The sequence below is a fragment of the Georgenia yuyongxinii genome (genome assembly GCF_006352065.1).
Classification (GTDB): Bacteria; Actinomycetota; Actinomycetes; order Actinomycetales; family Actinomycetaceae; genus Georgenia; species Georgenia yuyongxinii.
Genome location: NZ_CP040915.1, coordinates 894,639 through 918,074 on the forward strand (window position 1 = coordinate 894,639; position 23,436 = coordinate 918,074).

At 69.2% G+C, this 23,436-nt stretch carries 16 protein-coding genes; 8 read left to right on the forward strand and 8 right to left on the reverse strand.

Features of this window, described 5'->3' with window-relative positions:
- Window positions 1–74: 74 nt before the first annotated feature.
- Complete coding sequence (locus FE374_RS04055) at window positions 75–1,889, reverse strand: ABC transporter ATP-binding protein (protein WP_139927357.1); 1,815 nt, start codon at window positions 1,887–1,889, stop codon at window positions 75–77.
- 189 nt (window positions 1,890–2,078) lie between these two features.
- Here FE374_RS04055 and FE374_RS04060 point away from each other — a divergent pair, with 189 nt between their 5' ends.
- Window positions 2,079–4,346, forward strand: a complete 2,268-nt coding sequence (locus tag FE374_RS04060; RefSeq protein WP_139927358.1) for a protein kinase family protein — start codon at window positions 2,079–2,081, stop codon at window positions 4,344–4,346.
- A gap of 68 nt (window positions 4,347–4,414) precedes the next feature.
- Here FE374_RS04060 and FE374_RS04065 read toward each other — a convergent pair whose 3' ends face one another.
- Complete coding sequence (locus FE374_RS04065) at window positions 4,415–5,284, reverse strand: glycosyltransferase (RefSeq protein ID WP_139927359.1); 870 nt, start codon at window positions 5,282–5,284, stop codon at window positions 4,415–4,417.
- Window positions 5,285–5,385: 101 nt separating this feature from the next.
- Between FE374_RS04065 and FE374_RS04070 the strand changes: the two genes are divergently transcribed.
- Together FE374_RS04070 and FE374_RS04075 are read left to right on the forward strand one after the other, a co-directional pair.
- Window positions 5,386–7,272, forward strand: coding sequence for a phosphotransferase (locus FE374_RS04070; protein WP_139927360.1), 1,887 nt, complete (start codon window positions 5,386–5,388; stop codon window positions 7,270–7,272).
- 718 nt (window positions 7,273–7,990) lie between these two features.
- Complete coding sequence (locus tag FE374_RS04075; RefSeq protein ID WP_168205585.1) at window positions 7,991–10,657, forward strand: LamG domain-containing protein; 2,667 nt, start codon at window positions 7,991–7,993, stop codon at window positions 10,655–10,657.
- A gap of 234 nt (window positions 10,658–10,891) precedes the next feature.
- Here FE374_RS04075 and FE374_RS04080 read toward each other — a convergent pair whose 3' ends face one another.
- Both FE374_RS04080 and FE374_RS04085 read right to left on the reverse strand, forming a co-directional pair.
- Window positions 10,892–11,803 (reverse strand): right-handed parallel beta-helix repeat-containing protein, encoded by a 912-nt coding sequence (locus FE374_RS04080; protein WP_139927362.1) that lies wholly within the window; start codon window positions 11,801–11,803, stop codon window positions 10,892–10,894.
- Between the two features lie 29 nt (window positions 11,804–11,832).
- Window positions 11,833–12,678, reverse strand: coding sequence for a glycosyltransferase family 2 protein (locus FE374_RS04085; protein ID WP_139927363.1), 846 nt, complete (start codon window positions 12,676–12,678; stop codon window positions 11,833–11,835).
- A gap of 209 nt (window positions 12,679–12,887) precedes the next feature.
- Here FE374_RS04085 and FE374_RS19080 point away from each other — a divergent pair, with 209 nt between their 5' ends.
- On the forward strand, window positions 12,888–13,685 hold the full coding sequence (locus tag FE374_RS19080; protein WP_168205586.1) for a hypothetical protein: 798 nt from the start codon (window positions 12,888–12,890) through the stop codon (window positions 13,683–13,685).
- A 4-nt stretch (window positions 13,686–13,689) separates the two neighbouring features.
- Window positions 13,690–15,114, forward strand: coding sequence for an O-antigen ligase family protein (locus FE374_RS04090; protein WP_168205587.1), 1,425 nt, complete (start codon window positions 13,690–13,692; stop codon window positions 15,112–15,114).
- Here FE374_RS04090 and FE374_RS04095 read toward each other — a convergent pair.
- Both FE374_RS04095 and FE374_RS19085 read right to left on the reverse strand, forming a co-directional pair.
- The gene (locus FE374_RS04095; protein ID WP_168205588.1) at window positions 15,103–15,945 is read right to left on the reverse strand and encodes a glycosyltransferase family A protein; all 843 of its coding nucleotides are present in this window, start codon (window positions 15,943–15,945) and stop codon (window positions 15,103–15,105) included. The genes FE374_RS04090 and FE374_RS04095 overlap by 12 nt on opposite strands.
- Window positions 15,946–15,952: 7 nt before the next feature.
- A complete protein-coding gene (locus tag FE374_RS19085; protein WP_168205589.1) occupies window positions 15,953–16,939 on the reverse strand; it encodes a glycosyltransferase family 2 protein in 987 nt (328 codons plus the stop codon).
- A gap of 893 nt (window positions 16,940–17,832) precedes the next feature.
- Here FE374_RS19085 and FE374_RS04105 point away from each other — a divergent pair.
- The 3 genes from FE374_RS04105 (at window position 17,833) to pth (ending at window position 20,444) form a co-directional block, all read left to right on the forward strand.
- Complete coding sequence (locus FE374_RS04105) at window positions 17,833–18,765, forward strand: phytanoyl-CoA dioxygenase family protein (protein ID WP_139927367.1); 933 nt, start codon at window positions 17,833–17,835, stop codon at window positions 18,763–18,765.
- A gap of 317 nt (window positions 18,766–19,082) precedes the next feature.
- Entirely contained in the window at window positions 19,083–19,703 is a 621-nt protein-coding gene (locus FE374_RS04110) for a 50S ribosomal protein L25/general stress protein Ctc (protein WP_139927369.1), read from the forward strand.
- A 144-nt stretch (window positions 19,704–19,847) separates the two neighbouring features.
- Complete coding sequence (pth, locus tag FE374_RS04115; RefSeq protein ID WP_139927371.1) at window positions 19,848–20,444, forward strand: aminoacyl-tRNA hydrolase; 597 nt, start codon at window positions 19,848–19,850, stop codon at window positions 20,442–20,444.
- 426 nt (window positions 20,445–20,870) lie between these two features.
- Here the strand turns inward: pth and FE374_RS04125 are convergent, their stop codons facing one another.
- Both FE374_RS04125 and FE374_RS04130 read right to left on the reverse strand, forming a co-directional pair.
- A complete protein-coding gene (locus FE374_RS04125) occupies window positions 20,871–22,397 on the reverse strand; it encodes a DCC1-like thiol-disulfide oxidoreductase family protein (protein ID WP_139927373.1) in 1,527 nt (508 codons plus the stop codon).
- 7 nt (window positions 22,398–22,404) lie between these two features.
- Window positions 22,405–22,887 (reverse strand): hypothetical protein, encoded by a 483-nt coding sequence (locus FE374_RS04130; RefSeq protein ID WP_139927374.1) that lies wholly within the window; start codon window positions 22,885–22,887, stop codon window positions 22,405–22,407.
- Between the last annotated feature and the right edge of the window lie 549 nt (window positions 22,888–23,436).

Sequence of the window (23,436 nt, forward strand, 5' to 3'; positions counted from 1 at the left end):
CGTGGTGCGGCTAAGTGGTCACCGGTTCACGCCTCCGCGGCAACACCGCTCCGCCGATGTCCCGCAGCCGGCGCTCAGTTGCTCCGGCTGCGGGTGATCTCGGTGATCTCGCGGAAGAAGCCGTTGGTGGCGAGCAGGTGGTCGGGGGCGTCGAAGTCCTCGATCTGACCGTCGACGACGACCATCACCCGGTCGCAGAACGACAGGGTGGTGAGCCGGTGCGCGACGAGGAAGATGAGCATCTCGCCCTTGAGCTGGCCGAGCGACTCGTGCACCAGGGCCTCTGAGCGCACATCCAGGGCGCTCGTGGGCTCGTCGAGGATCAGCACCTCGGGCTGGTCGGCGAGCGCGCGGGCCAGGCAGATCCGCTGGCTCTGGCCGCCGGAAACGGCAGCCGCCCGCTGCCCCACGACTGTGTCGTAGCCGTCTGGCCAGGACATGATCTCGTCGTGAATCCGGGCTCGGCGCGCGGCCGCCTCGACGTCGGCGTCACTGAGGTGCGGCCGGTGGTAGCGGATGTTGTCGGCGACCGTGCCCCAGATGAGCTGCGGCGTCTGAGGGACATAGGCGACTCTTCGCTGCCAGTCATCCCGGCGGAACTCCCGGACGTCGCGGCCGTTGACCTGCACGCTCCCGTGCGCGGGATCGCGCAGGCGTAGGAGCATCTGGACGAGCGAGGACTTCCCAGCGCCGGAGGGGCCGACAACGCCGATCGCCTCCCCCATGGCGACCGTGAAGGACACCCCGCGCAGCACCTCGCGCCCGCCGGGATAGGTGTAGCCCACGTCACGCAGCCCGAACCACTCGATGACCGGGAGCGGCTGCTCGCCGTCCTGACGCGGGTGCGACACGTAGTTCTCGATGGCGTCCGCCAGCCGGTGCATGAACGGGATGCGCTCGTCGAGGTTCGTCATGGCGGTCTGGATCTGCTGGCCGTAGGTGAGGGCTCGAACAAGGATGAGGACGACCCCGCCGAGCGTGGCGATCCGCTCCGTGCCCATCAGGGAGACCACGGCAAGCGCGACCACCAGCATGAGCAGGGCGATGCTCTGGTAGAGAGTCGGCACAGCGCTGGAGAGGAACCGCGTGCGCAGCATCGGCTGCCGCACGGCGTCGATGAGCGTGTAGAACCCGTCACGGTACGTGCGAGTGGCACCGAACACCTCCGTCTCCTCAGCCATGAGGACGACCTCCTGCACGGCCTTGGAGTACTCGATGTTCTCGGCGCTCAACTTGGAGGCCTGCCGGCGCAGCCGGCCGGCCAAGGGGCGCAGCCCCAGGAACAGCCCGACCGACGCCACGGTCAGGACGACTGCGGCCGGCAGGTTCAGCGCGAACGCGGAGACGAGCAGGGAGAAGAAGACGAGCAACACGGACAGGCCGTTGCCGAGGCTGATTATCGCCTGGCTCGAACTGTTGATGTGCGTGCTCATGAGTGACTGGAACTGGCCGTCCCGCTCCGCGGCCTTGACCGGCCAAGCGGATACGGTGAACGCGTCGAAAAGCCGGCGCCTCAGGCTGGCCACCGCCCGCGCGCTCATGCTTGCCGGAAGGTAGGCGAGCAACAGTTGCAGCGCACCGCGGGTCACCGCCAGGGCGGCCGCGGCGCCGAGCATGACGCCGCCGCTGGCGTGCAGCGAGACCGGGCCGACGTGGACGGCGACCTCGGTCTGTCCCTGGGACAGTGCCCCGGCGATCGCAGCCACCAGACCGAGCAGTGCGGCCTCCGCGAAGCCGGCGATGACCGAGCCGATCACCAGCAGCAGCATCTGGGTCGGTGAGGTCCGGAAGAACGGGGACAGGCGCCGCCACGCCGCGGTCGCGCGGCGGAGCACCGTGACCGGGTTGGTGCGTGGCCGCGGCTGACGGGCTGGCGGGGCGACTGTCACACGGACGTCCTGAGGTCGTCTGGGCGGGGCATGGGGCTTGGGGGGTAGTTTCACGCTAGTCCGTCCCTCCGGTGCCACGGGCGGGATCTGATGCGCAATTGACGGCACCGGGTGCCGATCTGCGTCGCGTTACGACATGTGGCCGCGTTCCGGCCCGGGTGCAGGCTGCGGACCCTACAGTCGGTCGCCATGGAGCTCACGTCATTGCTCGACGGCGGTCGGGTGATCGAGGTCGGTGCGACCGGCCCGGAGGTTGGCCGAGTGCTCAGCGCAGCCGGCGCCCGCTACCTCGGGCTCGTGCCCACGCGTCGGCTTGTTGACGTGCGCAAGGCCGCTGGCGAGCTGGGGCAGCGGTTCCACCCGCTGCAGTCCGGCGAGGTGGTGATGCACAGCAGCACGGACATGCTCGTCCTGCGCGCAGGCTACAGCCGGCTCCTGTGGTGGCTGCGGGACCTGCGCGGTGTGCGATACGTGGCGGTCGAGCACGAGCCGGGATTCGGTTTGGAGCGGCGCGCGGCCGAGGCGCTGGGCCGGCTCGGGGGCCGCACCCGGCCGGTCGGGCGCTGCACCTGCGCCGGTCGCCGGTTCGACGTCATCGAGGTGCTTGCGCCGCAGCAGCCCCGCGTCAGGCACTACCTCTCGCCCGTCTGGGGGGTCGCCGGCCTCGGCCGCCGGCTGGAGGAGCGCGGGCTCAGCCACGTCGTCCTGCGGTGGTTCGAGGACCTGCCCCACCTCGACCCGGGTGAGGACCTCGACCTGCTCGTCGCCGATGCCGACCTGGCGGCGGTGCACGACTTGCTTGCGGAGGAGCCGGGCACGATTCCTGTCGACGTGTACAGCGAGACTGGCCGGCCGGGTGCCGATTTCCGGGGGGTGGCCTACTACCCGCCCGCGCTCGCCAGGCTCCTTCTCGATCGCGCGGAACGCCGCCCAGGCGGGTGGTGCGTGCCCGCCCCACGTGAACACTTCCTCTCGCTCGCCCACCACGCCGTCTACCACAAGGGCGAGCGCTCCGGGCTGACGTCCGCACTGTTCCCGGACCGATACCCCGACCCGGAACACGACTACGAGTCAGTCCTGGAGGCCCTGGCCCAGAATGTCGGCGCCGACGTGGCGCTCAATCTCGAGGCGGTCGACGAGCACCTGCACGAGCACGGGTGGCGGCCCCCGCCCGACGCCTTGCGCCGCCTCTCGGCGGCGAACGAGTGGGCCCGCAGACGCTTTCGACGCGCGGAGGGCGGGCCGCCGGAGCCGCCGGAGCCGGCGGTGTTCCTCGTCCGCGAGCGCACCGTCGACGTCCTTGCCATCGCGGAGGTGATCGGTGCCCTGGCGGTCTACGGCTTCGAGCCGCTCCGGGTGGTCGAGCTCGATCCCGCCGCGCGCGGGCGATGCGCCGAGCAGCTGCGCGGAGGTAACTGGGACCGCGGCCCGTTCCCGCGCTCCGGCGGCAGGCCGGCGGTCGCCGTCGTGGCGCTGCACTACGCGCCGCAGCCCACGGCCCCGTGGGTGCGTGAGCGCTACCCGCACCTGTCGAACGCGGACGTGCTGAAGGCCAAGCTGCGCGTGCGCGACCTCGTCGCTGCCCGCGTCCCCGAAGAGTCTGGGTTCAACCCCATGCACTCCTCCGACAACGAGGCCGAGGCCTGGGAGTACGTCGAGGTCGTGTTGCCGGCCGAGGTGGCCACATTGCGGGCGGAGGTTGAGCGCCGCCGGGCCGAGTTCCGCACGGATGTGCCGGTCGTCCGCGAGCTCAGCCGGGGGCGCCGGGCGAAGGTCGAGGTCGTGCGGCACGACCAGGGGGTCGCGGTGCGGAAGACGTTCGCCCCGTCGGCCCGCTCCCACCTCGCCCGCGAGCTGGCCGGGCTTGAGGAGCTCGCCCCGCACACCGACGTCCCCGAGGTGCTGGCCACCGGGGCGAACTGGCTCCTCACGCCCTTCTATGAGAACCGGCTGCGCTTGGGGGATCGTCCGGGTGGTCGTCTCGTCCCGTTGCGCGTGGCACGGGAGATGGTCGCCATGCTCCGCCGGATCCATGCGCTCGGGATCGACCTTGTTGACGTCAAGCCTCAGAACTTCCTGCGCGAGCGGCGTGGGCTCCGGCTCGTCGACCTGGAGTTCCTCCACCGCTACGACGGCGCCGCGCCTCCGTTCGAGCGGATGTACGGGTTCGTCGGGGTACCGGAGGGGTTCGCTGGTGACGTGCCGCTGGCCGACGAGCTCACCTACGAGGCCCGCTGGCTGCCGTACACCGGGCTGACGCTCGACCAGCTCCTCCACGCACCTCGGTGGGCGCAGCATGGTTACCGCATGGTCTTCCGGGCTCGCCGCGTCCTGACCGGCTCGTGGACGCCGCTGCGGCGCGTGGGCGGACCCGTGCGACGCCGGTTGCGCGCGACCCTGCGCCGGTCCCGACGGGCGCTGCGGCGACGGGGGCTCATCGCGGTGGCTGAGCGATGAGCGCGAGGATGGGCCGCGCCCCCGTGGCGGCCCTTCCAGAGAGTGGGAGCCGGGTCTCCTCAGAGGCGTCAAAGGTAGAGAACGCGGAAGCGGACGCTGCCCGACACCCGGCCGGCGGCAGCCGACGCCTGCTCGGTCCAGCGCCACCGGACCCGGGGAGACAGCAGCGCGACCGGGGCCTGCGCGGCCAGGCCGGCCCAGCGCACGAGCACCCCGACGAGCCGGGGCCGGGGCATGCCGTGGCGGGCGTAGTCCCGGAACAGCCGGCCGCGCGAGATCCCAGTGCGGTAGGCCTTGCGGGCGACCGCCCGCAGCTCGTGTCGGTGCCGGTAGTGGACGACGGCGTCGGGCGCGTAGGCCAGCCGGAACCCCGCGAGCTGGAGTCGCCAGCAGAACTCCGTGTCAGGACCGCCGTAGTCGTACTCCGGCGCGAAGCCGCCGAGCGCCTCGAAGGCGTCGCGCCGCACGGCGAGGTTCGCCGTGATCGCCCGGGGAAGGAAACCGGCGACGACGGGCAGGTGATCGGGGTGGCGCGGAAGGTACGGCTGAGAGCCGGGGTTGAGCAGGTCGTTCTCAATCGCCCCCCCCGCGGCGTCCGCGTCGGTGTGTGTGAGGGCCCGCGTCATCGCGGCGAGCCAGCCCGGCGCGACCTGGTCGTCGGCGTCGCAGAACAGGAGCAGCTTCCCGAACGCGGCCGCCGCGCCGGCATTGCGGGCGGCGGAGGTGCCCGGCGTCGTGCAGGAGATCACGCGCAGCGATGGCAGCACCGCCGCGTAGGTGCGACACACCTCAACCGTGGCGTCGGTGGAGCCGTTGTCGACGACGACGACCTCCCAGCCGACGTCCGCGTCCTGCGCCGCCAGCGCATCGAGCTGCGTCGCGATGGTGGCCGCCGCGTCGAGGGCGGGCACGACCACGCTCACTGCGGTTTCGGCCATTCCCGGAGGATAGCGACGGTGGACGGCCAGGACGTGAGAATGGTTCGTCTCTACGCCGGTTACCCCTCCGGGGTGTCCCGGTTCCCCCTAGTCTCGCGGACATGGGTGACCGAGAGCTTGCGCGCCGGCCCCTTTGCGCCTGCGGGGAGGAGGTCGTCCTCGCCCTGCCCGGTTCGGGCCTCGCCGCGCGTAACGCGTGCCCGGCATGCCGCGAGCCCTACTCGGTCGACGATCTAGGCATCTTGCGCCTGGCAGCGACCGACCGGTCGTGGCGCGACCTGCCTCATCATGTCGTCGCCGCAGTCCTCGCCGCATCCACGGCGGAGGCGCTCGTCCAGGAGATGCTCGACGGCGAAGCGCCGTGGCCGAGCGCGCTGCGACGCCGGCTCATGCACCCCTCGGGCGGCGGAGCCGCCACGCTGGTGGCAATTCAGCCCGGCGCGCGGGTGCTCGACCTCACCGGGTGGCCCACTTTGCCCCGGGCGCTGCGTTCGTTCGGTGCCAACGTTGCCGTCGGAGACTGGGTCTATGCCCGGCTCCGCTTCGCGGCGCTGCTGCAGGACGGCACGCCCGACGCCGTCCACCTCTCCCCGGACGCCGCCCTCCCGTGGACAGCCGGCACCTTCGACGCCGTCTTCGTCGACGTTTCCGAGCTCGAGAGCGCGGCGGGCATCCGGGGGCGCGACCGGCTGCTCAGGGAGGTCCGGCGCGTGCTCCGTGCTGAGGGCGTTGCCGTCCTCGGCACCCGCAATGGGCTACGGCACCTCCTGGAGCGCCCCAGGGGGGCCGGGGTGGGTTTGGCCGAGCTCGTGCGATCCGTCGTCCGGCCGGCGCAGAAGGACGTGGTTCGCCGATGCGGGCTCGAGGTGACGCGCACGGTAGTGCCTATGCCGCGTCGCGTGGGATGGCGCGCTCTGGTGCCCGGCGAGCGCCTCGCCGACCACCTTCGCGAGTCGCTGACAGGCACCTCGACCCCGCGCGCTGCCGCGGCGCGGGGGGCGGCGCGCCTGCTCGTGCGTCTAGGCGGCGCCCGGTGGGTAGCCGCCGACCACTACCTGATCGCCCAGCATCGCGGCGCCGTCACACCGACGCTCACCCTCGCGGAGCTGGTGCTGGCCGACGAGACCGCCAGAGCCTCCACAGGGCGGCGGGCTGAGATCCACGCCCTCAGTGACGCCCGTGTGGCGGTGGCCGGAGAGCACCACTTCGTCAAGCTTCCGCTCACCGCCGAGCAGCAGGAGAAGCTCGCCGCCGAGGTCGCCAAGACCGAGGCCGCGCGGAGGACCGCCTTCGCGCCCTTCGTCCTCAGCGGGGCACGCGTGGAGCGCAGGCACGGGCTTGTCTATGCCGTGTACCCGCGAGTGCCTGTGGTGCACGACCCGGCGCGCCAACACGCCGCCGTGGAGCTCGCGCTCGGCCGGCTGGGCGTCGGCGTCGCGGGGCCACTGAGCAGCACGGCCTTCTGGGGCCGGCTCGCGACCGATCGAGGTGCACGCGACGCCGCGGAGATCGGCGCCGGTCGCCTGCGCACGCTCGTGCTCGACGCCTGGGCCGATCGCGTCGTTCCGGTGGGCGCGAGCCATGGTGACCTGCACAGCGGCAACGTGCTGCTCCGTGCCGACGGCCCGCCGCTGCTGGTCGACTGGAACCGGTTCGAGATCCGTAACCCCTTGTTGCTCGACGGTGTGTACGCCGTCGTGGAGGCGTGTCGCGACGCTTCTGGAGGAACCCTCGCCAGCGCTCTCGAAGCCTTCGTCGACGACGAGATCGGCGGTCCGCTCGCACGCCGCGCGCGCACCCTGCTCGGGGACCTTGCTCCCCTGGAGGCCGCTGTTGTCGTCCTCCTCGACCGTGCCATGTCCTACGGTCAGCCCCGGCGCCGCCATCGCCCTTGGACGTTGCCTCCGCTCCAGCTGGCCCGTGCGACGCTCGACCGCCGGATGATGACCGTGCCCGAAGATCGGGCGGGCGACCGCAGGGAGGCCTGAGGAACGCAGGTAGCACCGGGACGGCAGGTCGTGCGCGCCACAACCGAGGCGCATCAGCATCCCTCACTCACGCTGCGGCGGCGGTCGGTGCAGAAGCGCCGGCCTGGCGGCGCCCCACCAACTTGCCATGCGCCAAGCCGGTCGTGCGGGACAGAAGAGGCCACGCACGGTGACCGCGGTCGTCCTCACGGACCAGTCACCCCCTGATCGCCCCCGCCGTCACCCCCGGGCTCACGGCATTCACTCGCTCTTCATCATCGCGTTCACAAGCCACTCCTGACGACTTCGCTGTTGCCTAGAGCCAACGCAGGGCTCGGTCTTTCGTCGAGCGTTTCGACCCTGCGCCGGGTGCTCAGCAGGCAGCGCCGAATGCACCTCGCCAGCGGCGGCCGAAGGAGGAGGACGGATGGTCGGCGTCAGGACCCAAACAGATCGGGGCGTGCTCGCGCGCTTTGCTTCCGCGCTAATCCTCGCCGTCCTCCTCGTGGGTTCCGTCTCGCCACTTTCAACGGCTGCAGCGACGGCAGCCGCCACACCGGTCGAGGTGGCGGTCACGGATCCGACCGACCTCGGCGCTGTGCCAGACGCCTCCGTGCCGGAGACCGATGCCTCGGTGGCGGCCGAGGCTGCACTAACCCTTCGGGACGTGCCCGTCTCCGTCAACACGGGTGAGAAGCCACAGTCCAAGGTGTGGCAGAACCGCGGCACCTGGTGGGGGGTGCTCGCCTCCACGCAAGTCTCACCATCGGGCACCTGGTTGTGGCGCTTCGACGGCTCCGGATGGACAAACGTGCTCCGACTCGCCTCCGATGCCACCCTGCGCGCGGACGCAAAACGCGTGGGGGACGTCACACACATTCTGCTCCACGGTCCCGAGCCCGTCCTCGTGTCGGTCCAGTATGACGCGGCTACCAATGGTTACCGGCCGTGGGCCAGTCGGCCGACGGCCACGCCCCTGTCGATGTCCGGCAGCGAGACCGCGACGATCGACATCGACTCCGTCGGTCGGATGTGGGTTGCCTATGACACCGCCAGCACCGTCCGCGTCCAGTACAGCGACGCTCCGTACGCCTCCTTCTCCAGCCCCATTACGCTCGCCGCGGGCATCGCTACGGACGACATCGCCGCGGTCACCGCGATGCCGGGCCAGGTCGGGGTGATGTGGTCCAACCAGAACAGCAAGCGCTTCGGCTTCCGCACGCACGTCGACGGCGCGAGCGCGTCCACCTGGACCCCGGACGAGGTCCCAGCCAGCCAGTCCGCCGTGAATGTCGGCGGCGGGATGGCGGACGACCACATCAACCTCACAGCCGGCTCCGACGGCACTCTCTACGCCGCGGTGAAGACCTCCTACAACAGCTCCAAGCAGCCGGCCATCGGGCTCCTCGTGCGCCGGCCGAGCGGTTCGTGGGACCGGCTCTACCCGGTGGACGGCTCCGGTACGCGTGGCATCGTCGTTCTCAACGAAGAAGACGAGACCGTGCGCGTGATCTACAGCGCGGCCGTCAACTACGCCGACATCATGACGCGCACCGCCTCGATGGCGGACCTAAGCTTTGGCGCCGCGCAAACGCTCATGTCGGGCCGCTTCAACAACGCCACGAGCACCAAGGAGAACTGGACCGGGCAGGTCGTCGGCCTCGCATCCGGCGTCACCACCGCGCGAGCCTTCGTCATCGGTGCCGGAGCAACCCCGCCAAAACCGGACCCGGTGGCACCGGTGGCGGCCGACGGCACCCTCATGGTGATGCAGGGGCAGTCCGCCGACGGCACGCTCCGGGTGACGGCCAGTTCTGGCCAGCCCTTGACGTACGAGGTGCTCCGGGCCCCGACCAAGGGGACGGTGGTTCTGCGTGACGCCGGTACGGGGGTGTTCGCGTACGCCGCCGCCGCCACCGCCGACGGCACCGACAGCTTCACGTTCCGGGTGCAGGAGGGCGGGCTGTGGTCGGCCCCCGCCACGGTCAGCATCACCATCAGCGCTTCCTCGGCGGTCCGTGGTGTGTGGTTGTTGGACGAGGGCGGGGGGACTGTGGTTGGTGACGGGTCGGGGCTGGGGAATCACGGGACGGTGAAGGGGGGTGTGTCGTGGGTGGCGGGCCGGTCGGGGTCGGCGTTGCGGCTGAACGGGTCGAGTGGGTATGTGGCGGTGTCGGATGCGGTGTCGCTGGACCTGACCGGGCCGATGACGATCTCGGTGTGGGTGCGTCCGGAAGGGCTGGCCACGCAGTATGTGGTGAAGAAGGCGAAGAACAACGCTACGGATGGTTTCGAGCTGGGGTTGTCCAGCTCGGGGACGGCGTTCTTGCGGTTCAACGAGCGCACGTCGGGAAACACGTACCGGGTGGAGTCGTCGTCGAAGCTGCCGGTGGACGGGGCGACCTGGGTACACCTGGCGGGCACGTATGACGGGACGACGATGCGCCTGTTCGTTGGTGGGGCGTTGGAGGACTCGAAGGCGGGGCCGTCGGCGGTGCGGGCCAATAGTCTGGAGTTGGCGATCGGGGCCGAGTCGGGCGGGGGGCGCCCGTTCAAGGGGGCGATCGACGAGGTCGAGCTGTACGGGCAGGCCCTGAGCGCCCATGAGATCGCCGCCCTGGCAGGCACATCCAGCACCGATCCCGAACCGAGTCCGGAGCCGTCGCCGGAGCCGTCGCCGGAGCCGTCGCCGGAGCCGTCGCCGGAGCCGTCGCCGGAGCCGTCGCCGGAGCCGTCGCGGGAGCCGTCGCCGGAGCCGTCGCCGAGCCCCGCGCCCTCACCTTTCGACTCCCGTGGTGTGTGGTTGTTGGACGAGGGCGGGGGGACTGTGGTTGGTGACGGGTCGGGGCTGGGGAATCACGGGACGGTGAAGGGGGGTGTGTCGTGGGTGGCGGGCCGGTCGGGGTCGGCGTTGCGGCTGAACGGGTCGAGTGGGTATGTGGCGGTGTCGGATGCGGTGTCGCTGGACCTGACCGGGCCGATGACGATCTCGGTGTGGGTGCGTCCGGAAGGGCTGGCCACGCAGTATGTGGTGAAGAAGGCGAAGAACAACGCTACGGATGGTTTCGAGCTGGGGTTGTCCAGCTCGGGGACGGCGTTCTTGCGGTTCAACGAGCGCACGTCGGGAAACACGTACCGGGTGGAGTCGTCGTCGAAGCTGCCGGTGGACGGGGCGACCTGGGTACACCTGGCGGGCACGTATGACGGGACGACGATGCGCCTGTTCGTTGGTGGGGCGTTGGAGGACTCGAAGGCGGGGCCGTCGGCGGTGCGGGCCAATAGTCTGGAGTTGGCGATCGGGGCCGAGTCGGGCGGGGGGCGCCCGTTCAAGGGGGCGATCGACGAGGTCGAGCTGTACGGGCAGGCCCTGAGCGCCCATGAGATCGCCGCCCTGGCCGCTCGGTAGCCGACGCGGTGGGTGCATAGCCCTGGCCCGGCACAAGCACGGCCCGTGCCTAACGACGCAGTGTTCTTTGGGGCCGCCACGGTCACCTGACACGGGGACCACCCGCAAGAGAGTGTGGACTGTGGAAAAGCAGGCCCGTTCGGCGACGCGCTCGCTCACAGCTGCCGGCTACCTCATGGAAAATCAGACGCCCGTCCCAGCTGGTCGGAGTGGACAAAAGTTATGCGTGCCCGCTCACTTCGCGGGCTCGACCGTGCCGAGCAGCACGTTCGACGTTTTGTCCCAGGTGACATTGGGGCCGAGATTTGCCCGGACGCCGTACCGGTAGTTCTCTTGGAAGACGTTGTTGCGGAACGTGCACTCGGCACCTTCAGAGCCCCCGCCTCCGCCGTTGATTGTGTAGTTGCCGCCATTCATCAAGTTGTTCTCCACCACGCAGTTGCGCACTCGGCCGTGTTCCTCGCCGAACTGGAAAGCGGCGTTGGCGGGATATCCAAGGTCCGGGTTGTAGGCCTGTAGGTTGTTGCCGTGGATGTTGATGTTCTTGCCTGACAACACCTGAATCACGTCGCCGTGGGTCTTGTCATCGTCTATGAGGCTATGGATATATGAATCCTCGATGGTGACGTTGCCACCGTCGATGCGTGGGCCCTCCACCACGTTGTGGATGTGGACGCGGCGCAAGGTGTAGTCGCTCGACCCCAGTACCGGGTTGGCCTTTCCCTGGCCGTCGATCTCTGTGTCCTCCACCAGGAGGTTCGCACCCTTGACCTTGAGCGGGGTTCGCGCGGTGCCGAGGATCCGCGAGTTCCGGATGACAACGTTGTCCGCCAGGACCTTGACACTCCCGACGATCTCCAGGCCCTCAATGACCGCACCATCCTCCTCGATCGTCAATGATCCGGACCGTGTCAGTGGCGTGCCCGCCGGGACGCCGGTATTGGAAGCGTCTGGGAAGTCGCTCATCTGAGACGACGGCGAAGGCGCTGGGGACTGGGCTGCTGGGGTGGGGGAGGCGGTCGGTCCGGCATCCGTGGCCCCGGGTTGCTGGAGCGTGCACGCGGTGAACGTGGTGACGGCGAGAAGCAGGAGCGACGCCAGGGCGACCTCAACGGGGGCGGCACCCGCCCGAAGCTTGTTACGCATCGGACCCGTTCGTTTGCACCTGCCGCTACTCACCACGACGACCGGCCCCGCACCAGGCGGCGAACCCGCTTGCGTCCCTGCTCGGCCTTCCATCGCCATCCGAAGTAGCGCCGGACGTCGAGGCTGGCCCGCTGCACGGCCAGAGCCGATTCGTGCTCCTGACGTGCCCACTGAGCCACGGACGTGATGCCCATCGCCTGGGCCGTCAGGGGCATGCGGCGCAGGAAGTCTTCGTCATCGCGGAAGAGACTGCGCGGGGAGCGGGGGTCGTCGAGGTTGTCCTCGCGGACGAACGGGAAGAGCCAGCCGTTCACCGCGCCGGCGCGGGCAAGCTTGAGGCAGTAGCGGGTGAAGGACTGTCCCGGAGCGAGCGGGCCGTGCCGCTGCACCAGCGCCCGCGGCAGAAGGTAGCCGCTGCCCTGGACCCAGTGATTGCGTAGTACCTGATGGCCATCGTGAAAGGTGGCGATCTTCGGCGCGGCGAGTTCGGGGACGAAGTCCTCTTCGCGGAAGCGCCATGATCCGACCGCGCCGAAGGCTGGGTTGGCCTCGTGAGCTGCACGCAGGCGCTCGATCCAGCCTGCCTCGGGCAGGCAGTCGTCGTCGACCTTCGAGACGTACACACCGTCGGCCTCGGCCCACAGCCAGTTCGTCGGGGGCGTCAGGCGAACGTTCGCGCGACTGTGGTGGAAACGGTGCACTCGCGGGTCGGCCGCGAGCTGCTTGACGACGGCGAGGGTTTCTTCGTGGTCGCCGTTGTGCCACAGCCAGATGCGAGTGCTTTCGTCACAGGTGGAGAGCAGGTGAGGCAGCGAGATTCGAACGTAGTCAGGGCTGTTGTAGGTGATCATTAGCACGTCGACGATGGGGGCCATGGGGGCAACTCCAGGCGGTTCCGGGATCCCAGCAACGTAGCAGCGCGGCGGAGTCGACCACTGGAAAATGGCGCGCATCGCTGGACCAGAACTCGGGCTAGTTTCGGACCGTCTTCACAAGTATTAAGACTTCCAAAAAGAGATGCGCGTTTTGGCCCGAAGGGCTTCGGACGTGCCATAGCGTCTCCGGTGTCCGAGGAGGGATTGTGATGGATCTTTTTGGCATTGTTGCGGCCATCGTGCGCCGCTGGTACGTCTCGCTCCCGATCCTGCTCATTGCCGGCTTCCTCGCGCAGCAGGCGTACAAGGCGGTCGAACCTGCCTACACGGCATCGGTCACCGTCGTCGTGCTCCCCTCGCTGGCCGAGAGCTCGGGTGCGCCGCCGCCGCCCGAGGGTGTGCCGGTTCCAGTCAACCCCTACAACGGCTCCGGTGGCGCGCGCTTCGCCGCCGCCGTGCTCGCCCGAAACATCAATTCAACGTCATATGCGCAAAATATCGGCCTCCCGGTGGGCTCCGGAACTTTCATGGCCGATGCTGCTCGCGAGCAGCCAATTATTCGAATCGACGCCACCGCTTCGAGCCCCGGGGCGGTCACGGATCTTCTCGAGAAGGTGTCGGCGGGAGCCGCGACGGTCCTCAACGACTTCCAGGCGGCGGCCGGCGCCCCTGAGGACAAGCGGTACCGGGCCGCCCCGGCTGTCCCGGTCGGTAACGTCGAGGACATCACGCCGTCGCGCATGCGGTCTGCCGGCGCGATTGGCGTGCTGGGCCTCGCCGTGGCCGCGGCGACGGCAGTGGCCGCCGACGTCGCGCTCCTGCGGCGCCGTTCCCGATCAGCAACTGGCGGTGAGCCCCCGAACCTCGTCGAGGCGACGGCGACCAGCCCAGGCGACCGTCCGCAGGTCGCCGACGGTGCTCGGAACGCGCGGAGCGGCGGGGGTCGGCAACCCGATGGTGCGGCGCGCCTCCATTGGGAGCGTGAGTCGGCCAGCCTGGAGCATTGACGCGATGAACGCCGTGGCTGCACCGAACGCTGCGCCCCGGCGGCCGGACGGGCCATGGTTCGCCATCGTCGCCCTTCCGGTCGTCGCCTTTGTGGTGCCGGCCGGGGTGGTGGTCGCGGGCCCGCTGGCGTCGAATGGGTGGCCTGCCCGGATGCTGGTCTTCTGGATTGCGGCGGCGGTGGCGTTGGGCTGGTTCGTCGGCCGTGGACGAAGTACCCGGACCTCTCCGGCGCAAGTGGGCACCTGGCTGCTTGTTGTCGCACTGATCGGCGCAACGGCGGCCGCGTATCTGCGCCACCTCACCCCGCCCGAGGCAGCGGGAGTGCTGCGGGCGGCCCTCGTGATGTTTCCGCTCACGATCCTCGCCCTAGGTGTCGCAGCAACGGCTGACCGGCGGCGCTGCGACGTGCTGCTGGTATCCATCGTGGTCGGTGCCTCATTCAGTGCCGTCATCGCCGCCGCGCAGTTCATCAGCTACTTCGACCTGGCACAGGCGATGGACGTGCCAGGCCTCGAGGTCCGGGCTGGTGGCGCCGGTATTCGCGCTGACTTTCAGCGAGTCACGGGCAGCGCGGGGCACCCCATCGAGCTTGCGGTGATCTCAGGCTCGATCTTCCCGCTGGCTCTTCACTTCGCGCGCTTCGGCGCGACGCAGTTGCGGCGGCACGCCGCCGCGTTTGCCACCGTGTTGCTGCTCGTGGCGAACCCGGCGTCGGTGTCCCGCTCTGGCGTGGCCGCACTCGCGGTGGCAGCGCTCGTCTACGCACTTGTCCTCACCAACCGCCAGCGCCTGACATTGCTCGTCCTTAGTGTCGCCGGCGCGACCTTGTTTCGCGCGGTCGTGCCGGGCTTGCTCGGGGCACTGCGCAGCCTCTTCGTCGGGGCGGCAAAGGACGACTCTGTGACGGGTCGCACCGACGATTACGTCGTCATCAATGACTTTTTTCACGAGGCGCCCTTTCTCGGTCGTGGGTTGGGCACCTTCCGACCAGAGGACTACTTCTTTGTCGACAACCAGTACCTCCTCGCCGTCGTCGAGGGTGGCGCGCTGCTGCTTGCCGCCACAGTCCTGTGGTTCCTCCTCGCCATGGCGAGCGCCAGGGGCGCCGCCCGACGAGCACGGAGGGAGGAGGACCGGTCGCGGGCGCAAGCAGTGCTAGCTGCGATCACGGCGATCGGCGTCTCCGGGACACTCTTCGATCTATTCAGCTTCGAGCAGGCGACGGTGGTCGTGTTTCTCCTGTGCGGCGTCGCCGGTGCCCTGTGGCGAGATGGGATGGAGGACGGCCTTTCGTTGCCTTCGGTTGCTGAGCGGCTGGACCCGCGGCAGAGGCCACGCGGGCCGGGACGCCGTTCCCGGGGCGTGCCCGGCAACTCCCCGGTGCACGTTCCGCTGGCGGTACCCAAAGGGCCGCCCTCACGGACGTGACGACTCGTCCCGTTCCCAGCGGACTGTCCGCCTTCGCGCGATCAGCCGCGCGAGGAGCACAAGCGTGGCGTAAGTGGCTGCGTCTAGGGCAGGCCCGACACCGTTCACGGTGCGGAGGAGCTCCCGCGCTGTCTGCGAGGTCGTCGGCCCAGCGTCGCCATGGCTGGGGACGGCGGATCTGGGGAACTCGGCGTTGCCGCGATAGACCCGACGGAGGATGGAGAGCAGGCTCCGCACCGTGCGGGGCGTTCGGACCCGCACGGGCGTGGTGGCCACAATGGCCTTTTCTGCGCTCGCGTACAAACAGTCGATCCACAGGTCATCGCCGGTTGTGTCCGGAAACTCCTCGAAGCGCGAGCGTCCCTCGAGCGAGACCGCGTAGACGCCGGCGCCCCACAGGTGGCGGTCGAGCGACGGCATGCGGCGCTTGGTGCGATAGAACGCTTGCACAGGCCAGGACGCTCCGGTGTCGTCGAATTCACGTGCCGGACGTGCGGCGAGGGACCGGCCGGCGCTGAGGTGCGCGAGGACATCCGCCACGGTGCCAGTGGTGATCTCGATGTCTGCATCGAGGTAGAGGCGGGGCCAGTGCTGGGCGGCTTCATCGCCAAGGTTCAGCGCGAAGGGCTTGGACGGCTGAGCGCTGTCTAGGACGCGCACGCCGTCAAACGACCGAGCGACCTCGGCGGTGCCGTCCGAGCAGCCGTTGCATACGACGATCACTTCCAGCATGCCGGTGGCCGCCATCGGGGCGAGCGCGCTGAGGGTTCGGGCGATGACGCGCGCCTCGTTGTGCGCCGGGATGATGACGGAGCCGACCGCGCGGCTCACAGACGCGCTAGTCATGACCGCGGGTCCGTCGGCCGGGAAGGCGCTGGCGGTGGCTGCTCGAGACGAGCGCAAGCAGGGCAAGCCGATGGCCGCGCTGTCCCACCCGCAGCGCCGACTGGAGGATCAAGATGGGCAGCAGGGTGGCGACTGCCCATGAACCATGGTGAATTCGAGCGTAGCGAACGCGGTTGACCTGCATGAGCGCGGTAAGTGCCGGAAACAGTCCCGACCCTCCGCGGCGGTGCGTCATGGTCGCGTTCGGCTCGAACCAGATTGTCGCCCCGGAATTGCGGACCCGACGACAGTAATCAGTCTCCTCGGAGTAGAGGAAGAACCGTTCGTCCCAAGAGCCGACGGAGCGGGCGAGCTCCGCGCGGATGAGGATCGCCGCTCCGGTGGCCCAGTCGACGGGGTGGGGATACTCATACGCGGTCGGGGCGAAGACGAGTTCCGAGAGCCAACCGGGACGCCATCGCAGCCGTGCGCCGAAGAGGGCGTCGCCGAGGCTCCGGAGCGGGTGTGGCTCGTGACGCAGCGAGTGGTTACGCGTGCCACCTGGATCCAGGAGGAGCGGGACAACGGCACCTACCCCGTGGCTGCGAGACCGTGCGAGCATCGCAGCGAGCGCGCCGTCGGCAGCAACGAGGTCCGGATTGAGAACAAGAAAGGCCTCGGCCTCTCCGGCGACCTTCATCGCACGGTTGATCCCCGCCGCATAGCCGAGATTGCCGCCAGTGGCCACCACAATGATGTCGTCGTGCTGTGCGAGCACCTCGACCGTGGCATCCGTGGAGTTGTTGTCGGCCACAACGACACGCACGGTGAGCTCCCCAATCTGGCGGCGAAGGCTCGCGACCAGTGGATCGACGTCGACAGCGTTGTTGTAGGTGACCACGAGGACGGCGATGTCGACCCGCCCCGACCGGGCGAATTTCGCCTTCACTACCGATGAAGGCCGGTCGGACGAGCGCGAGCTGGGCGCTGTTGTGCTCAAGGTCAACCTCCGAAACGGCCATGCCGCCTCGCCGCGCGCAGCGCCGAGGGCGGACCGGAGATCCCACGCAATCAGGTGGAGCACTTCCCCAGAGATGAACGCGGGGTGAATTGCGGGTGATTTTCGAGGGCGAGCAGATATGAATGCCCGGCTGTCTGGCCTTGGGAGGGTGAACTGCCAGGTCACGCTGCCGCAGGAGCGAACGACCACGCCCCTTCGACTCGGGTGCCAAGGGATGGCGCCCTCGAGCGGCGCCTTCAGGAAAGCGGCCGGGTGAGGAGCGGGGCGGTGTTGGGCCCACGGACGCGGACGCCGCCAGCAACGCAGGGTCCGTCCGCCGCGGCCACATGGAACGCCAGCCCGCCGCCGCCGCCAAGAACACCGCAACCCGACGCCGCGTGGCCACAGGCCGTTTGGCAGCGTGTCCTGGCGGCGACCGCGTCGGCGAGTGCCGTGTCGTAGTCCACCGGCTGCCCCTGGGCCACATACGGGGACACTCACGTAGCCAGCGCTTCTCGCGGGCCAGCTCACCCAGGTCGGCGCGCCTGCGCTGGATAACTCGCTCACCCCAGAAGTTTCATGAGCACGAGGATGCCCGGGGGGGACATGGCCCGACGGTGGCAGCCACAAGACAGGGCCATCTCGCCATCAGCGGTCCTGAGCCATCACCTTGCTCGCGAAATAGTCATTGTCTGGTCCGGTCGATTTCCGGCCGCCGTCAACGTCCCGCTCCCTCACCCTTCGAGGGTAATTCACAGGAGGGGATGAAAATGCGGGTGAATTGCTTGAATCTCCTGAGGGAAAACCATGGTGCCGCTACCTTGAAGGCAGTCTGTTCCCGAACCTGCCTGCGCCGTGCTCTGACGAGTGACGCCTTGTGGAGGAAGCCCGAGATGATCCAGAGCGTCAGCGTCCGTACCGCGGCGCGTGTAGCCAACCGAGCCAAGCGACATGCGCTCGCGCGCATGCCTTTGGTCAAGCATCTCGCGGAGATGCAGCACCAGCGGCGCCTCGCGCGCTACCGTCCCGCGCTGCCGGTCCTTCCCGCCCATCACAGCGGTGTGGTGCGCACGCTGCGGGAGCTAGCCGTCGCGACGATGGCGGTCGACGATCTGGTGCTCCCCGGCACGCCCGAACTGAAAACCGTGCTCGAGCACCACGTGCGTGCCCTCGCTGAGCGTCCGGTCAGGGGGTCCGCGACTATTCGGCCGGACACAGCCCAACTCCTCGAGGACCCCGCACTCTGGCGGTGGGGCCTCTCAGAGCCGATGCTCGACCTCGTCGAGAACTACCTCGGCATGCCCGCCCGGTACTACGGCGCAGACGTGCGCCGGGAGGTCGCGGACGGTCGGGCGCACGACGTTCGACAGTGGCATCGCGACATCGAGGACCGTACGTCACTCAAAATCTTGATCTGGCTCAACGATGTCGACGAGGACGGGGGGCCGTTCGCCTACGTGCCGGTCGAGGGATCGGCGCGCGCCGTCGAGGAGTTGCGGTACGTCGCCGGCTTCGTGACGGACGAGGATATGCGCCGGGTCGTTCCTGAGACTGAGTGGCGGACATGTCCCGGACCCCGGTGGACGACAATTCTGGCTGACAACTGCCGGCTCCTCCACCGTGCCACCCCACCGCGGATAAGAGACCGCTACTCCGTCACCTTCACATGGACGACGCGGCACCCCGTGAAGACCATGCCGCAGAACGCCGACTTGGCAGAACAGGTGCGAAAGCTCACAACCGGGCTGACGAGGCGGCAGTTCGAGTGTCTTCCCACGCCCATCCAGCGGCAGGCACGGGAACTAGCTGTCACCTGTGGGGGGTAGGGCTCGCCAGGGCATTGCGGCGATGTGCGGAGGGGTGAACGATCGGTTCCGGGGCCCACTTGAGGACTGTGAGGTGTGGCAGTTCCGGTTCACCGTGGGATGCCGCTAAGATGTCCAGGTTGCCTCGGCGAGGGACGCCGGACGGGCAGGTTGCCCGGGCGTGGCGGCGGCTGGCGCACGGTTTGAACCGTGCGCCGGACCGCGGTGAACGCCGCCGGTTCCGTGATCGACGCGGTGGTGCCTTGCCGCGCCGTCCGTACGACGTCCCACGCTGAGGCCCCACCGCCCATCGAGAACCACTGCTCAAGGAGAATCCCGTGGCTGACACCCTGAACCTCAACGCGACGCGGCGAACCGAGTTCGGCAAGGGCGCGGCCCGCCGCACCCGCCGCGCCGGCCAGATCCCCGCCGTCCTGTACGGGCACGGCACCGAGCCGCAGCACCTCGCGCTGCCCGCGCACGACACCTTCCTCGTGGTCAAGGACCACGCCAACGCCGTCGTCACGCTCGACATCGAGGGCACCGAGCAACTAGCCCTTGTCAAGGACGTTCAGCGCGATCCGGTGCGCCGCGACATCGAGCACCTCGACCTCGTCGTCGTCCGCCAGGGCGAGAAGGTCACCGTCGAGGTCCCGCTCCACGTCACCGGCGAGTCCTACCCGGGCACCATCCACCAGCTCGAGCTCATGACGCTGCGCGTCACGGTGCCGGCCATCCGGATCCCGGAGGTCATCGAGGTCTCCATCGAGGGCCTGGAGGACGGCGCCATCGTCCGGGTCGCTGATATCGCGCGCCCAGAGGACGCCTCCATCGAGGACGCTCCCGAGGACGTCGTCGTCGTCATCTCGGTCCCGCGCGCGAGCGCCGACGACCTCGCCGCCGATGAGGCCGCCGCCGAGGCCGGTGCGGCCGCGGGAGCGACGTCCGAGGAGGCCTGAGCCTTCCAATTCGCGCGGATGACAGGTTGCGTCGCGCCCAGGCCTCTCAGCCTGGGCGCGACGTCGTTCTCGGGCACCATCGGCACCGGATCGGTTGCGATCAAGCCAGCGCGGTAGTGCCTTGGTGATTGTGAGGAGGAACTCATGAGCCCGTGGCTCGTCGTCGGTCTGGGCAACCCTGGTCCGCAGTACGCCAGCAACCGGCACAACGTCGGCCAGATGGTCGTCGACGTGCTCGCCCGTCGAATGAACGGTTCCTTCACCACCCACAAGGCACGGGCGCATGTGTTGGACGGACGCCTCGGCACCCTGCCCGGCGGCGTGCCCGGCCCGCGGGTGATCCTCGCGAAGCCGAGCACCTATATGAACGTCTCCGGCGGGCCGGTTGCGACGTTGGCGAACTTCTACGGCGTCGATCCATCTCACGTTCTCGTGGTGCACGATGAGCTTGACCTGCCGCCGGAGACCCTGCGCCTGAAGTTCGGCGGCGGCGAGGGCGGCCACAACGGGTTGCGGTCGATCTCGAACTTCCTCGGCACGAAGGACTACATGCGCCTGCGAGTGGGCGTCGGCCGCCCCCCGGGTCGGATGGACGCGGCGGACTACGTGCTGCGCGACTTCTCGTCCGCCGAGCGGACCGAGCTCGGCGTCACGTTGGAAGAGGGCGCCGACGCCATCGAGGAGGTCCTCACGCTCGGTCTGGAGAAGGCCCAGCAGCGGTTGCACACGAGCTCTCGCTGAACCCAGCCTTCACCGCGGACGGCGCTGCCCGGTTTCCGCAACGGTCCGCACAGATTCCGTTGTTCCCTGAGAAGAATTCGCGAGCGGGTCGTCGCCCGGCAGGATGTGGGCAAGCGCGTGGATCGTCCGGAACCAGGCGCGGCCCTGAGGAACGCAGCCACGATGGGGGCAGGCCCGGCATCGGCTACGTACCACTAGGCGGGTTCGACATGTTCCACATCGGGCCCCTCAACATGCTTCGAGCCTCTCGAGCCTCTCGAGCCTCTCGAGCCTCTCGAGCCTCTCGAGCCTCTCGGGCCCGATGCGACAGACTCGTAGGCGTCGCCACGGACGAGTGGCGCTCCATCGCGGGAAATGACAGGGGCAACGTCGACCGGGCGCGGAGGCTCGGTGCGCAGCGAGGGGAGGGTGCTCCTCTGTACCCGTCTAGGCCCGCCGATAGGGGCTCTGCTCGGGCGGTGCGCTTTCCGGAGCGACGGTTTCCTCGTCCGCGACCCGCGCGGGGGTGAGCGCGCACGCGTCGGTGCCGCCGGGCATGAGGTGCCGCCGAGACGCCACAGCCCGGTAGACCAGGTCGGCCATGGGGCGGACAGGTCCGCTGGGGATCAGCAGCCCTGGCAGCACCGCGGGTCCCCCCCGCGCGACCATCGCAGCGGCGATCGCCGCGCTGCCACCGCGCAGCGGTCCCGCAGTGCCCTGCCAGTACGCCTGACGCCTCAGATCTTCCTCGCGCAGGCCGAACTCGGCCAGGTCGGGCACCGACTGCCACGGCACGATCGTCACCCTGTCAGGCCGCCGCCGGGCCAACCAGAGCGCCGAGCGGGTGCAGAAACCGCAGTCTGCGTCGTACAGGAGGCGCCCGGAGGGGTCGGCGCCGCGGTGGACCGCCCGAGCGGCCTGCCCGAGCCGCACCACGGGCGCCAGCAGAAACCAGGCCCCGACGAGCCCTCCCACGACGAGCACAACGGGATAGACGACGCCGGCAGCGTTGCCCACGGACTCGACCAGAAGGGACCAACTGACGCCGCCCGCGATCACCAGGACCGGTGCAAGGCGGACGAGCCAGGCCGGCGCAGCGAACGAGCGGCGCAGCGCCCGGGGCACCGGCAGTCGGTCCCATGGTACCAGAAAGCCGTAGGCCACGACGTTCATGAAGAAGGCGATGTTCATCATGAGCCACACGCCCAGGTGGAACGTCCCCGCTACCGCAAACGCGAACCGCGTCGTGGTCCACGACAACACGGCCAAGATCAACCCCGCCTCCAGGAGGATCGTGGCGATGTCGAGGATCTCCCAAAACACCGGGTGGTCGAACTCGAGGAAGAACGGAGCAAGGAGATCGTCCTTGTCGTTCGTAAAGTACTGCCGGACCTGGTGGCCCTGGACGGCCTGCGTCCGGGGGTTGAGCCAGTCGCCACGGATCTTCGGCCATGCGGCCGTGAGGAATCCCAGGCCGATCATGAGCGCGTACAGCCGGAGGGGCCACTGATCCGCGCGTTCAGCGGCCGCGGGCAGCCCTCGGGCACGTCGGCGCACCGCGTCGAGGGAGAACCGGTCCCCCCACCCGGCGAGGGCCATCGGCGCCGGAAGCAGCACGAGCAGTATGTCGTGGTCGATCTTGCCAAGGCTGTAGGTGAACCCGAACCCGGTCATTGCGACGATCACGGCGAGAACTGACGCCGTCCGGGTGAACCACCCGAGCAGGATTGCGACCAGGCACGCCGCAAAAAGCGCTTCCAATCCGCGCAGAACGACCTCGGGGGGAAATCCTGGGGAAAGCATGAAGGGTCCCGGCGGCGCAATGTACATCGAGTCGGGGAAGAGCGCTGGCCAGGAGAAGTCAGGGAGGGTCAGGAGGGCGATGGCGGCGTAGACCACGCGGTACCGGGCCAGCGACGCCCTGGTGAAGGCACCTCCGTGAATCCAGCTGTCGATCCGGGCGGTCACGCTCACCGGCGCGCTATTCACGCCCGCTCCCGAACGGAACAACGGTCCGGTCGGCAACCGTGAAGCGCGGCGGGCCGCCGTCGTCCAGGTCGTAATGGGCAGTGCGCCAAGTGATCACGGCGCTGACCGGCTCACGCCCACCGCCTAGGTCGGACACACGCTCCTTCAGCCACGCCACCGTCTCGGGGAGGTCCCGTCGTGGGCTGTCCGGCCGGAAGGCGGTCGAGAAGACCCGCGTCGGCGAGGACTTGGCCTGTGCCATCACCTGAAGGTGGGTGAACGTCGAGGTGTCGCCGTCGGCGTAGACGACCGTCACCGTCGGCTCGTCCGAGTGGACGCTCCCGGCGACGGAGCCGATCCCGCCGAATTTCGGCTGGGATAGTGCGGGATATGGCTCCCGCCATATTTCATCGACCGCCACCTGTACCGCAAATCCCGTCAGGACGAGGACAAAAATGCCCCGGACCATGCGCAAATTTCCAGTCGCCGACCTCATTCCGTCAACGTAGCGGCCGGCCTCCGTGAGCAGGTGGTGTATAGAGCGGGTGATCTTCCCCGAGCGGGGAACCGTCGCCGGGCGCTGCGGCGGCCGTACGAGGGGTCCGGGTAGGCAACTTCGGGGACGGTGGGCGATGCCTGTACCGCCCTTCATGAGACCGCGACACCGAGAACCTCGGCGAGCTCGTCGGCCGAGCCTGCCGGGCGGCCCCCGCGGCGCGGGTGGCGGTTCTACGCCTCGTCCTCCCTGGGACGGCACGGGGCCCAGGGTGCCAGAGCCGTGAGAGGCCCCGTGAGCACCACTAACATCGGTGCACGCTCGGCGCGCACGCTGAGTCACCGTCCTCGGCGAGGACGCGACAAGCAGGAACAACCCCAGCAACGACATGGCGTCCGCCCGATCTGGGCGCCGCTGCAAGTGCAGGGGTGTCGGCGGCGCGTGAAAACCTGGACAGTTTTCGAGCGCCGTCGACAAGGGGTTGCTCGCGTCAGGCGACACGCTACGGCGATTGTCGGACGAGTTGCGGGCGGTCGTCGGGCGAGTGCC

What these genes read in the sequence shown, in the direction of transcription:
- FE374_RS04060 (WP_139927358.1), top strand. Translation starts at nt 2,079, where the DNA reads ATGGAGCTCACGTCATTGCTCGACGGCGGTCGGGTGATCGAGGTCGGT.
- FE374_RS04065 (WP_139927359.1), bottom strand. Translation starts at nt 5,284, where the DNA reads ATGGCCGAAACCGCAGTGAGCGTGGTCGTGCCCGCCCTCGACGCGGCG.
- FE374_RS04070 (WP_139927360.1), top strand. Translation starts at nt 5,386, where the DNA reads ATGGGTGACCGAGAGCTTGCGCGCCGGCCCCTTTGCGCCTGCGGGGAG.
- FE374_RS04080 (WP_139927362.1), bottom strand. Translation starts at nt 11,803, where the DNA reads ATGCGTAACAAGCTTCGGGCGGGTGCCGCCCCCGTTGAGGTCGCCCTG.
- FE374_RS04085 (WP_139927363.1), bottom strand. Translation starts at nt 12,678, where the DNA reads ATGGCCCCCATCGTCGACGTGCTAATGATCACCTACAACAGCCCTGAC.
- FE374_RS19080 (WP_168205586.1), top strand. Translation starts at nt 12,888, where the DNA reads ATGGATCTTTTTGGCATTGTTGCGGCCATCGTGCGCCGCTGGTACGTC.
- FE374_RS04090 (WP_168205587.1), top strand. Translation starts at nt 13,690, where the DNA reads ATGAACGCCGTGGCTGCACCGAACGCTGCGCCCCGGCGGCCGGACGGG.
- FE374_RS04105 (WP_139927367.1), top strand. Translation starts at nt 17,833, where the DNA reads ATGATCCAGAGCGTCAGCGTCCGTACCGCGGCGCGTGTAGCCAACCGA.
- pth (WP_139927371.1), top strand. Translation starts at nt 19,848, where the DNA reads ATGAGCCCGTGGCTCGTCGTCGGTCTGGGCAACCCTGGTCCGCAGTAC.
- FE374_RS04130 (WP_139927374.1), bottom strand. Translation starts at nt 22,887, where the DNA reads ATGAGGTCGGCGACTGGAAATTTGCGCATGGTCCGGGGCATTTTTGTC.